A 12,199-nucleotide genomic window follows, 5' to 3' on the forward strand; every position below is an offset into this window, starting at 1 on the left:
AATAGGGTGGCTGAGATTTCAGACGCCCATTTTGCTATCCTGCCGCCTTTATTACATGTGATTTCCTGTCGACTATATGAATTTAACTGCATTGCTTTTTGATCAAGTGTCTCCGCACTTATTTATCCTTCTTGTTATTGTGTCTGGATTAACGTCTTTTTTTACTGCCAGTTTTGGCGCGGGTGGTGGCGTTATGTTGCTTGGCGTGATGGCGCAGGTGTTACCGCCACAGCTTATTATTCCACTGCATGGCGTGGCACAGCTTGGGTCTAACGCTGGTCGAGCGGCGATGAGTTGGCGTCATATTGACTGGAAACTAATAGGTACGTTTGCTCCTGGCGCCTTGTTGGGGGCTTTTATTGGCAGTTTTGTCTTGGTTTCGCTACCGCCTGCTATTATGTATTTAACCATTGCGTTATTTATCTTGTATTTATGTTGGGGGCCAAAACTACCTAAAATGGTGCTTGGTCCTTGGGGAACTGCCATTGCAGGCGGCGTAACGACCTTTATTACTTTGTTTGCTGGTGCTACAGGGCCCTTGGTAGCGGCTTTTATCAAGCAGATTCATGCTGATCGTTTTCGAACCGTAGCGACCTTCGCGACGGCGATGTCGTTACAGCATGTGTTGAAAATTACAGTTTTTGAAGTTGCTGGATTTCCGCTAGTTGATTGGTTGCCTTTATTGTTTTGTATGGTTATTAGCGGTGCAATAGGTACTTGGGTTGGGCTTAAAGTGCTAAAGCGTATGCCTGATCGTCACTTTCATCGAATTTTTAATATAGTGTTGACCGCAATGGCGTTAAGGTTAATTTGGCAGTCTATGGTTTTGCTTACTGCGTGATCGGAATACTCTTTGCTGAGGAGGATAAGTATGAGAGGTCGGCTCCAAAAACTTGGACGGACGAGATTGGTTTGTGTCATTACTATTTTGGCTATAATTTTAGCGTCTGCTGGTAATCTTCTTATTTCAGTACTTTTTAATTTCCAAACCTCATTTTTTGAGGATGTTTTTCGAGCATCAATTATCCCTATTTTTCTTGCTCCTCTTCTTTCTTGGCATCTGGTTGGTATGTTTTATCAAATGGATATTTTGGAAAAAGAGATGAGTCGATTAGCCAAGGTGGACGATTTAACGTCTGTTTGTAATCGCAGATTTTTTTATAAACAAATAGAGGATTGGCTTGGAGCTAAGTTAAATATTGACACTAAGTATGCTTTTTTTGTGATCGACTTAGATGTCTTTAAAGGTATTAATGATCGATACGGCCATCTTTGCGGTGATAAGGTTTTACAGAAATTTGGTTGCATTCTCCGGGAACAGGCTCCAGTCTCAAGTGTTGTTGGCCGTCTTGGTGGTGAAGAGTTTGCGATATTTGTGCCTAACATGGATGCCGAGTCTGCTGAGACGTTGGCAAAAAATATTTGTCAGCGTACAAGAGATATTGTAGTGAAGCATAACAACATCTCTGTCTCTTTTAGTGTGAGTATTGGGTTTTCCATTAATATCAATTACCACAAAAGCACTATTGAAAATGCTTTTAAATATGCAGATCTCGCCCTGTATGAAGCTAAAGAATCAGGGCGAGACTGCTATCGTCTGTCTATTGCGGAAGAAAATAGCTAGGCCGGCTAATGCTCTTTCGTTTCCTATTCGTTGTTAATCTCCTAATACCAAGCCTTCTCGTCTTGGGTCCGCGCCACCTAGTAGACCGCCTTTATCGATAACAATACCTTGTACTCCAGAATTCAAGTCCTGTATCGATACTTTATAGCCCATATCTGTCAGGGTTTTTGCATAAGTTTCTGCTTCTGTGCCTTTTTCTAAATCAAAAGTACCGAATCGATTTAGCATGTTTGGCAAGTTAATGGCTTGTTGAATATCCATCCCCCACTCAAGGTGAGCGATAAGGGTTTTTGCCACATAGCCAATAATTCGAGAACCACCCGGTGAACCAACTACCAAATAAGGTTTGTTGTCTTTCATTACTATGGTTGGCGACATAGATGAACGAGGGCGTTTACCCGGTTCTAAGCGGTTGGCAATTGGGTAGCCATTTTGTTGAGATTTGAAGGAAAAGTCAGTCAGCTCATTATTAAGCAAAAAACCATTGCTCATCATATTTGAACCAAAGCCATTTTCAATGGTGGTGGTCATAGATACAGCATTGCCATCTTTATCGACAATCGAGATGTGGCTGGTGGAAGGTAGTTCTATTGCAATATCATCAGCTTGTTTGATTGGATGACGCCACTCAGGCTCACCAGCATCTACACTGTCTAAGGCTTTGCCTTTGGTGATAAGTTTAGCTCGATCGGCTAAATAAGACTGATCCAATAAACCTTGTGGCATAGGCACAAAGTCAGTGTCTGCCATGTAACGACCGCGGTCGGCAAAAGCAAGGCGGGAAGCATCGCCGATAATCTGCCATGCTTCAGGAGAATTTGGGCCAAGGGCCGCTAGGTCAAATTGCTTGGTAATACCAAGGATTTGGCCAACTGTTAAGGCTCCTGAACTTGGCGGTCCCATGCCGCAAATATCGTATTCTTTATAGGGTAGGCACACAGGAGCGCGCTCTTTGACGCGATAGCTGAGAAAGTCTTGTTCAGACAAAACACCAGGGTTATCTAATGCACCACGTACCTTAGAAACAATTTTTTTGGCAATTTGTCCTGTGTAGAATTCATCCGCACCGTATGTGGCAAGAAAGCGGAGGGTTTCATAATATTGCGTGTTTTGTAAGCGGCTGCCAGCCTCGATGGGGGTGCCGTCTAAGTTGAAGAAGTAGCTTTTTGTTTCGGGATAACGGGACAATCTTTCCGCGCTGCCTTTGACTGCATTCGCTAAACGAGGTGAAACAATAAAGCCTTTCTGGGCAAGTTCTGTAGCTGGTTCTAATAAATCTTCCCATGGCATAGTGCCATAGCGTTCGTGTAGCTCTCCCATTAACTTAACCGTGCCGGGAGTACCAACAGAGCGGCCGCCCACAACGGCATCGTAAAAAGCAAGCGGTTTGCCATTTTCATCTTGGAAAAGCTCTGGCGTTGCTTCTTGAGGGGCGGTTTCACGGCCGTCAAAGGTCGTGAGCTTTTGATTCGTCGCATCATAATACACAGCGAAAGCACCGCCACCTAAACCAGAGGATTGAGGCTCAACTAAACCGAGTACCATTTGTACAGCCACCAGAGCATCAATGGCGGAGCCGCCAGCTTTTAAAACATCGTAACCGGCTTTACTCGCTTCAGGGTTGGCTGTGGCCACCATAAACTTTTCAGCCTGAGCCAAGGCTTTCTTTTCAGTGCCGCTTGCTGCTTCAGGTGCAACCGTGTCGGCGGCTTGCTCTGCAGCCAAAGTAAAAGGGCTAATAGCAAGTAAGGGAATAAGACCGAATGCTTTTAACCAACGAGTTGATAGCATCATTAAAATCCTTGTTGATGAATGGAATATCTTATTTCCATCAAAACAAAAATATTAAGTTGAGTGAAGTCATTAAAGAAACAATTAGAGAAAAGAAAATGAAAATATTCCACATTATTCATTTTGATAGGCAAAAAAAACGCCCCGAAGGGCGCTAAACTCTATAAACTTTTTACATGTGTCTTTAACAACACAGTGAGGGATCGTAAGCGTTATTGAACGATTTCTGGTCCCATAATGCTGTACGGCAATGCAGTAGAAAGAGCTGGGATGTAAGTGACCATCACCAAGAACACCATCAATACCAATACAAATGGCATGGCCGCTTTTACTACACGCGCCAAGCTCATGCCGGTGATGCCGGAGGTAACAAACAGGTTCAAACCAATCGGCGGTGTGATCATACCGATCTCCATGTTTACTACCATGATGATACCAAGGTGAATTGGATCAACGCCCAGTTCCATCGCAATAGGGAATACCACTGGCGCAACGATAACCAATAGACCCGATGGCTCCATAAACTGACCACCAATTAGCAACAAAATGTTCACAGCGATTAGGAAGGTGAACCAGTTGAAGCCGACGCCAAGCATCCACTCAGTGATCATTTGAGGAATACGCTCTGCTGACAAGGTATGAGCAAACAACAGAGCATTGGCGATGATAAACATCAGCATAATGGTGGTTTTTGTGCCTTCTAGCATTACCTTACGAGACTCTTCACCAAACAAAGATGGGAAGAAACCTCGTAGCATCATGGACAAGTTACGGCCCCAGATTGGCACGCCAGCAGCCAAACAAGCACCAATAGACTCTTCTAGCTTGCTAGAGCGTTTGTAGACATAAAAAATGGCCAAAGCGACAGACATGATCGCGCCCCAAATCGCACGATCGCCGCCAGTGACGGTTTCGCTGTCAGCGAATACGAAGAATGACATGATTTCCCAAACAAGGAAGAAAGACACGCCATAAACCGTACCGTTGAAGCCAACACGCGCATGAGGAGCATCATTGTCGTTCGTCCATGTTTTGCCTTTTAAAGGCCCCATATCGCGATAAACAAACAAGGCGATGAACATAGAGTAAACAGCAGCAACAACAGCGGCTTCTGTTGGCGTGAATACACCACCATAAATACCACCCATGATGATCACGACAAGGAATAAGCCCCAACCGGCTTCTTTACCACCACGAACTAAGTTGCCAAAGCCTTTCCACTCTTCAGCTGGTAGCTTTTTGATACGCGCAACCACATAAATAGCTAGCATCAACATACCGCCAGCCATCAAACCTGGGATAACGCCCGCCAAGAACATGCGACCAACAGATACGTCTACAGACGCAGCGTATACCACCATTACGATAGAAGGTGGGATCAAAATACCCAAGGTACCCGCGTTGGCAATGATGCCCGCTGCAAATTCTTTTGAGTAACCTACTTGTGTCATACCGGCAATGGCAATCGTACCGATGGCAACAACCGTTGCTGGAGAGGACCCAGACAAGGCGGCGAACATCATACACGCCAATACCGATGCCATCGCCAAGCCACCACGGAAGTGACCAACACTGGCAATGGCGAAGTTAATCAAACGCTTCGCTACGCCGCCAGTCGACATATAAGACGAGGCAATGATGAAAAATGGGATAGCGAGCAAGGTATAGTGCTGACCAGCCCCAAATAGAGAAATAGCCACAGACGACAATGAGTCGTGTGAGAAAAAAGTAATAAACAGTATGGACGATAAGCCCAACGATATACCAACGGGTAAACCTACAAACAGCAGGACAATTACCAATGAAAATAGAATGATTGATTCCACGATGATGCTCCTGCGCTAGTCTTTCAAGACGTTTTGGTTTTCTTTAACAAGATCTTGTGCTTCATGGCCACTGATCAACATGTCTCGTTTGCCGCGGGCAATATCGATAAAGGCTTGCAAAGAACGATAAGAAAGTAGAGCCAAGCTGATTGGCAGGATAACAAGAACAATCCAACGGTGAACGCGGGGGCGCAAACCAAACATTTCTTGTACAAATTCTGGGTAACGAAGTTCTTCTGAACCTATACCAATTTTGAACATTTTCAACCAATACTCGATCGCACCACCGCTCACGTCTACCCCAAGCATTGCCAACCAAGTGGAGTCGAGGAGGATAAGTCCGTACATCATAGCGGCTGCTGCACCGAACAAAGAAAGTGCTTTTGTGACAGGTTTTGGAACCGCGTTTAAGACGATATCGACACCAAGATGAAGACCGGTTTTGATACCGTAGCTCATGCCTAACAAGATCAACCAAGAGAAGGCGACTGTATTGAACTCAAGTGCTGCGTCCCAGCCAGTGTTGAACCCATAACGAGCTATAACCTGTCCGAACGATACCGCCATGATTGAGGAGATAACGATGATTAGCAGGTTTTCTTCTGCTCGCTCCATGACTTTTGGGAAGCGCTTTTCTAATAGCCAAAGAACAATAATAAAAATAAGTAAATAAAGATGCGGCCAATGTGCCATGGGGGTCTCCTTAACTAAGTGGACCAAAACAAGTTAAAGTGCAGTAGTGGCAAGTCTTGTAGGTTCTAGGATCGATCATCGGTGTGAGATTTAGGATCAAGAAAGCACAGGATAAAACCACAAGAGCTGACCGGTTAAGGTCAGCTCACTGCGGGATAAAAATGGATTACGCGCCAGCAGCAGCGTTAATCAAATCTTTACCAATGTAGCTTTCAAACTGCTTCCAAACAGGCTTCATTGTATCTACCCATTCTTGGCGTTGTGCAGGTGTCAGTACGTTGATTTTTCCGCCAGCATCCAAGATGTTTTGACGGTTAGCCGCTTCTGCTGCTTTAACGTTCAAGTTTGCTTCTTGTGTTACTTCATCAGCAATTTTAGTGAATTGCGCGCGGTCTTCAGGAGAAAGGCTTTGCAAGAATTCAGACGATGTCATGAACAAGTAAGCCAACAACTGGTGGTTGGTTTCCGTTGTGCTGTCTTGTACTTCGTAGAATTTTTTCGTGTAGATGTTTGACCAAGTGTTTTCTTGGCCATCCACAACACCTGTTTGCAAGGCACCGTACACTTCAGAGAACGCCATTGCTTGAGGAGATGCGCCCATAGCCGCAATCATTTGTTTTGCAACGTCAGATGTTTGTACACGGAATTTCATGCCTTTCGCATCGCTAGGCACTAAAAGAGGTTTGTTGGCAGAAAAATACTTCATACCAGACATCCAGTAACCTAGACCAACAAAACCTGCGTACTCATCCATTTCGGTAAGTAGCTTTTTGCCTTCTTCGGTTTTAGTGAAGCGGATAGCGTGGTCCATGTCTTTAAAGATGAAAGGCAGATCAAATACACCGTATTTATCAGTGTACGAACCGAACTTAGACAGTGAAGGAGCAAGTAGCTGAACGTCGCCTAAAAGTAGGGCTTCAAGTTCTTTTGAATCACCAAACAATGTGGAGTTAGGGAAAACTTCAACACACAATTTGCCGTTCATTTCTTTGTTCACGCGCTCTGCGAAGTTATTTGCAGCAACTACTTTAGGGTGAGTAGTACCACCAGTAACGTGGCTGAATTTGACAACGCGTTCACCTGAATCACAATTCGCAACCGCTGTGCCAGCAGAAAGAGCAAGAGCTAAAGAGGTTAGAGCAAGGCTGATTTTTTTCATTTTTATAAAACTCCAAAAACTGAATTATTATTGTTTACCTGATTTTTAGCCTGACTTATTGCTGATTTTTCATCGGCGACAGACAAAGCAAAACAGGCGATGCTAGCCATACTGTTTACACAATCTGTGCCAAGTCTTTAGGTTTTATTTAAGTATATGATTATTAAGTAGAAAATATCTTATTATGTATTTTTTCTGTTGTACCAATGGAATTTAATAGGGGGGATTACACACATAGGTAGATCTTTAATGGGCGGTTAGCCACCCATTTTTACTTGATCAGCTGCGTCAAAAGTCTTTTGAAGGTTTGGTGCATGGCTTTTTTGCCAGACAATTGCGCTTTTTGACGAGCCTGTTCAATATTACGACCTAAAGCAGCCTCAATTAATAGACGATGGGCTGGATCTTTGGCGCTTAGCTGTCCTGTTAAGGCAAGGCGTAGGCTTGCCTTAAGGAAAATAGGTCGAATACTGTCAAATTGACGATGATGATCTACAAATAGCGCGATATCCCGCAAGTCTTCTGAAGATAACATCGCCAGAGCGGGAAGCTCATCTTGGCCATAATGTTTTTGGCTCAGGATGATCAGAATCAACTCTGAAGATAAATCGAAATATTGCAGCAGCAAGTTAAGCAAAAACTGTTCAATAAAACGGTTTTGCCAATCATTCGCTAACAAGGCAGCGTGTTGAGTCATTGGCTTTACCATCATCAAAGAGTAGCTGCCGCTGGCTTGGTCTTTACTCGTTCCCAATCGAACCGGTAAATAACCATTTTTTAGCCAAAAAGACACCACATCGGGCGTGGCCGCAAAACTGGTGCAGAGAAAGTCGCATCGCTCATTGGCAAGGCTTTCTATCTGCGTAAGTAATTGACTCGCAATACCTTTGTTTTGTTGGCTTTGCTCTGTTGCAATGCGGCTAATGCGCAAGTAATAATACTGTCCTGCGTTTTCCATACCTTCATGAGCCAGCAGAGATTGCGGTACTAAATGGCCTCTTGGGCGGCGTTTGCCTTGCATGACTTCTTGACTGAGCGCACTGGGTAAGTTGCCTTCTTTAGTAATAATCGCAACGCTTTGTGCTTTTCCGTTTGATAGATAAAGATGCGTAGACACAGAAGGATCGTCTAATACCCAACGCAAGTTGTCAGGTGAGGTTTGGTAATGAGCACTGACCAATAACTGAAATGTATCGGCGAGTAAGTCTGTGTTCTCCAGCCAATCTGCGCCAGTAAGTTGACGATATGTTGCCAGGCTAGTCGTGCCTGCATTCGTACTCTCAGCCCCTTGGGTATTAGTTTCAGGTGTGGCTAAAAAGAAGCAATCATTGATCCAGTGTTCGAGTGGGTCATTTCCCCCCCATCGAATAGGTTGGCTCAAAATGAGTGATTGCAAAGCAAGTGTCTTGGTGGTTTTTTGCGATGTTAAATACTGACAAAACCGAATGCCAAAGCCTTTGCCAGCGCCTTCATAGCCATAATCAGTGGTGCTGAAAAGGCAGTGTTGGGCTTTTTCGTTTAATGCCATAAGCAAGGGCAAGGGAATCATTGACGCTTCATCAACAAAGAGAAAGTCCCAGTGAGTCGAATCGCTTATTAGGGCATCAGGGGCAAAAAAAGGCAGCGTCATGCTGTCTTGATCAATAACTTGCTCAAAGCGAGTCTTTAGACTCACAATCGCCTCTTGATTCGGCGCGGTTATTGCCACTCGTTTTCCTGCGTTGATGAGTTTTGCCAGAGTGTCGCCCAATAGAGTGGACTTGCCTCGGCCTCTTGGGGCAATCAGCACATAGGATTTCGCTCGCTGTTCGAATAAACAGGACTGAGCGTTGGCTTGCTCTTGAGTCAGAGGGGCATTGGGAACTATCGGTTTGAGCTTAGGTAAGCTCCGCATGTCGCTGGATTTTACAAGGTTAAAAGGAGATTCATCGGCTTGTAATGTATCGAGTAGGTAACGTTTAAAGTACGACGTTACTTGCTCTGGTTCAAAAGGCCAAGGTAAATAGCGCGATAGATCTTGGTCTGTCATAGACAACCAATCTTCATGTGGCAGAGCAATGGCAAAGAGACCATTGCCTCTTACCGTGCCCGCTAAAATAGCCAATGCACTGGCAGATATTCCATGAGTCAAATCCACCAAAATAGCATCGTGACTGCTGCCGAGCTCTTGTCTGACTTGTTTGAAAGAGCAGGTTTTAAACTGTTTTGTTTTTAACGATGGAGCGAGTAATTCGTCATATTGGCTTACATCATGAGCAGCAATAAGCGGTGTGGAGAAGTTTTTACACAGATGAAGAAAGTCTGACAAAACCTCGCTAGGCGAGCCTTTTAAAATAAAACAGTGGCGGTGGTTGTCAGACATATAAATAAAATTTCCTTGTGATCACTCTATAATACTGTGACCACAAGGAAGTGCCAATGCTTGTTTAAGCCTAGGCAATAACAAATAAATCCATGAAGCGATTCACTGCCGTGCTTTCAAGAGCGGCTTGATCCTTGCAGAGCGTAAAAATGTTTTGGCATTGGTGGCTTGGGAAGCGTGTTGCCAAGTTGTTTTTAAACTTTTGTTCCAACAAAGGAATGCCTTCTGCGCGACGGCGACGGTGTCCGACTGGGTATTCCACCATCACTTCTTCTGTGCTGCTGCCATCTTTAAAGAACACCTGAATCGCATTGGCAATAGAGCGCTTGTCGGCTTCTAAATACTCTGCGGTGAAGCGTTTGTCTTCAACGATTTCCATCTTGTTGCGCAGCTCATCAATGATGGGGTTGGCGGCATGAAAGTCATCTTCATAATGTTCAGCGATCAAGTTACCAAAGGCCAATGGCACAGCGGCCATGTATTGCAAGCAATGGTCGCGGTCGGCGGCATTTGCTAATGGGCCAGACTTGGAAATAATACGAATGGCAGATTCATGAGTACGAATAACGATCTTGTCGATCTCTGCCAAACGATTCTTCACTAAAGGATGTAAAGTAACAGCCGCTTCAGCAGCGGTTTGAGCGTGAAACTCTGCTGGGAAAGAGATCTTGAATAAGACGTTTTCCATCACGTACGTGCCATAATCTTGTGAGAAAGAAAACTCACGTTTGTCTTCAGGCTTGATGGCTTGGTCTTTATTGGTTTTTGAGAAAGACACGTCATAAAAGCCCCATTGATCTGCGGTAAGCACACCGGGAATGCCCATTTCTCCACGCATTGACATATCGGCCAAACGCACCGCACGAGACGTTGCATCGCCCGCCGCCCAAGATTTACGCGAGCCAGCATTTGGCGCATGGCGATAAGTCCGCAGGGCAGAACCATCGACCCACGCTTGCGAAATCGCCGCCATGATTTGTTCTCTGTCACCGCCCATCATCTTGGTAACCACTGCAACCGAGGCCACACGAACTAATAAAACGTGACACAAACCCACGCGGTTGAATGAGTTTTCTAGGGCAATAACGCCTTGGATTTCATGGGCCATCACCATGGCTTCCAATACTTCACGCATGGTCATTGGGCTTTCGCCGTTGGATAGTCGAACTTGTGAAAGGTGATCGGCGACGGCCAAAATACCGCCTAAGTTATCAGATGGATGTCCCCATTCTGCCGCCAACCAAGTGTCGTTGTAATCCAACCAGCGAATGATACAACCAATGTCCCACGCGGCTTTCATCGGGTCGAGGGACAAAGACGTACCTGGAACGCGAGCACCATTTGGCACCACTGTTCCTTGTACAATGGGGCCAAGGTGTTTAGTACATTCTGGAAAGCGTAGGGCAAGCAAACCACAGCCGAGGGTGTCCATTAAACAATTGCGTGCTGTGTCGAGAGCTTCTTGGCTTTCGACTTTAAAATTCAGTACATAATCCGCGATATCTTGGATGACTTGGTCATAATCTGGGCGGTTGTTTAGGTCTACGTTGTTGCTCATTAGTGATCCTTAATCGTTAATTTTTTTATGCTTATGTTGGATTAATGACGGTCGTCGATGTCGATCCACTCAGAATGCTCAGGACCTGTGTAATCAGCGCTAGGTCTAATAATGCGGTTTTTAGCTCTTTGCTCCATCACGTGAGCGGCCCAGCCAGTGACGCGGGAGCAAACGAAAATAGGCGTAAATAACTTGGTGGGAATGCCCATAAAGCGATACGCGCTAGCGTGGAAAAAGTCGGCGTTGCAGAAGAGTTTTTTCTCGCGCCACATGACAGCTTCGCAGCGCTCTGACACGGCGTACAAGTGATCGTCGCCGACGTCTTCGCTGAGCTTTTTGGCCCATTTTTTGATGATGTCGTTGCGAGGATCTCGTTCACTGTAAATAGCGTGACCAAAGCCCATGACTTTTTCTTTATTGGCGAGTTTTTGCATCAAGGCCGCTTCGGCTTCGTCTGGAGTTTTCCATGGTTCTATCATGTCCATCGCCGCTTCATTGGCGCCACCATGCAGTGGACCACGTAAGCTGCCAATACCACCAGTGACGCAGGAAAACATGTCAGACAAGGTGGAAGCGCAAACACGAGCGGTAAAGGTCGAGGCGTTGAACTCGTGTTCAGCGTATAAGATCAAAGACGCGTTCATAACTTGGGTATGAAGGGGGCTTGGTTCTTTGTCATGCAGCATGGTGAGAAAATGACCTGCCAAGGAAGGCACGTTGGCATTGTGTGTATTTACGCGAACGCCATCGTGGCTAAAACGATACCAATAAACCACCATAGCTGGCAGCGTTGCGACTAATCGATCGGCACTATGTAACGCCAACGAAGGTTGTTTTTCAAAAGGCAGCTCAGGTTCAAGGTTGCCTAAAAAAGAACAACCTGTGCGCATCACATCCATTGGGTGAGCACTGGCGGGAATCAGTTCTAATACCGCTTTTAGCTCGTCAGGTAAGCTGCGCAAGCTCATTAATCTTTGTTCATAATCGTGCAGTTGAGTGCGGTTAGGTAACTGACCGTGCAACAAGAGATAAGCGACTTCTTCAAAGCTGGCTTTGTCTGCTAATACATCGATATCGTAGCCACGATAGGTTAATCCGGAAGCGGCTTTGCCAACGGTACAGAGTGCGGTTTCGCCTGCGCTTTGGCCACGTAGGCCTGCGCCAGAAAGTACTTTAGCCATTTTCC

General features: G+C 45.4%; 9 protein-coding genes. 2 read left to right on the plus strand and 7 right to left on the minus strand.

The annotated features are described in order from the left end of the window. The first annotated feature begins 76 nt into the window (after positions 1–76). Both KDW99_RS04255 and KDW99_RS04260 read left to right on the plus strand, forming a co-directional pair. Complete coding sequence (locus KDW99_RS04255) at positions 77–841, plus strand: sulfite exporter TauE/SafE family protein (RefSeq protein WP_255828065.1); 765 nt, start codon at positions 77–79, stop codon at positions 839–841. Positions 842–928: 87 nt separating this feature from the next. Then, entirely contained in the window at positions 929–1,624 is a 696-nt protein-coding gene (locus KDW99_RS04260) for a GGDEF domain-containing protein (protein ID WP_255828066.1), read from the plus strand. A 33-nt stretch (positions 1,625–1,657) separates the two neighbouring features. On the opposite strand, the gene ggt is transcribed toward KDW99_RS04260, so the two are convergent. The 7 genes from ggt to prpC all read right to left on the minus strand — a co-directional run bounded on the left by ggt (position 1,658) and on the right by prpC (position 12,194). Continuing rightward, the gene (gene ggt, locus KDW99_RS04265) at positions 1,658–3,418 is read right to left on the minus strand and encodes a gamma-glutamyltransferase (RefSeq protein ID WP_255828067.1); all 1,761 of its coding nucleotides are present in this window, start codon (positions 3,416–3,418) and stop codon (positions 1,658–1,660) included. Between the two features lie 209 nt (positions 3,419–3,627). After that, a complete protein-coding gene (locus tag KDW99_RS04270; protein WP_255828068.1) occupies positions 3,628–5,241 on the minus strand; it encodes a TRAP transporter large permease in 1,614 nt (537 codons plus the stop codon). 15 nt (positions 5,242–5,256) lie between these two features. After that, positions 5,257–5,934 (minus strand): TRAP transporter small permease, encoded by a 678-nt coding sequence (locus tag KDW99_RS04275; protein WP_255828069.1) that lies wholly within the window; start codon positions 5,932–5,934, stop codon positions 5,257–5,259. Between the two features lie 166 nt (positions 5,935–6,100). Beyond that, on the minus strand, positions 6,101–7,093 hold the full coding sequence (locus KDW99_RS04280; RefSeq protein ID WP_255828070.1) for a TRAP transporter substrate-binding protein: 993 nt from the start codon (positions 7,091–7,093) through the stop codon (positions 6,101–6,103). A gap of 271 nt (positions 7,094–7,364) precedes the next feature. After that, complete coding sequence (locus KDW99_RS04285; protein WP_255828071.1) at positions 7,365–9,455, minus strand: tRNA(Met) cytidine acetyltransferase TmcA; 2,091 nt, start codon at positions 9,453–9,455, stop codon at positions 7,365–7,367. A 70-nt stretch (positions 9,456–9,525) separates the two neighbouring features. Then, positions 9,526–11,013 carry a 2-methylcitrate dehydratase gene (gene prpD / locus KDW99_RS04290; RefSeq protein ID WP_255828072.1) on the minus strand — a complete coding sequence of 496 codons (1,488 nt, stop codon included), beginning with the start codon at positions 11,011–11,013 and terminating at the stop codon, positions 9,526–9,528. A gap of 41 nt (positions 11,014–11,054) precedes the next feature. Next, positions 11,055–12,194, minus strand: a complete 1,140-nt coding sequence (gene prpC / locus KDW99_RS04295) for a bifunctional 2-methylcitrate synthase/citrate synthase (protein WP_255828073.1) — start codon at positions 12,192–12,194, stop codon at positions 11,055–11,057. Positions 12,195–12,199 lie beyond the last annotated feature (5 nt).

Origin of the sequence: Marinomonas rhizomae (assembly GCF_024397855.1) — a bacterium.
Classification (GTDB): Bacteria; Pseudomonadota; Gammaproteobacteria; order Pseudomonadales; family Marinomonadaceae; genus Marinomonas; species Marinomonas rhizomae_A.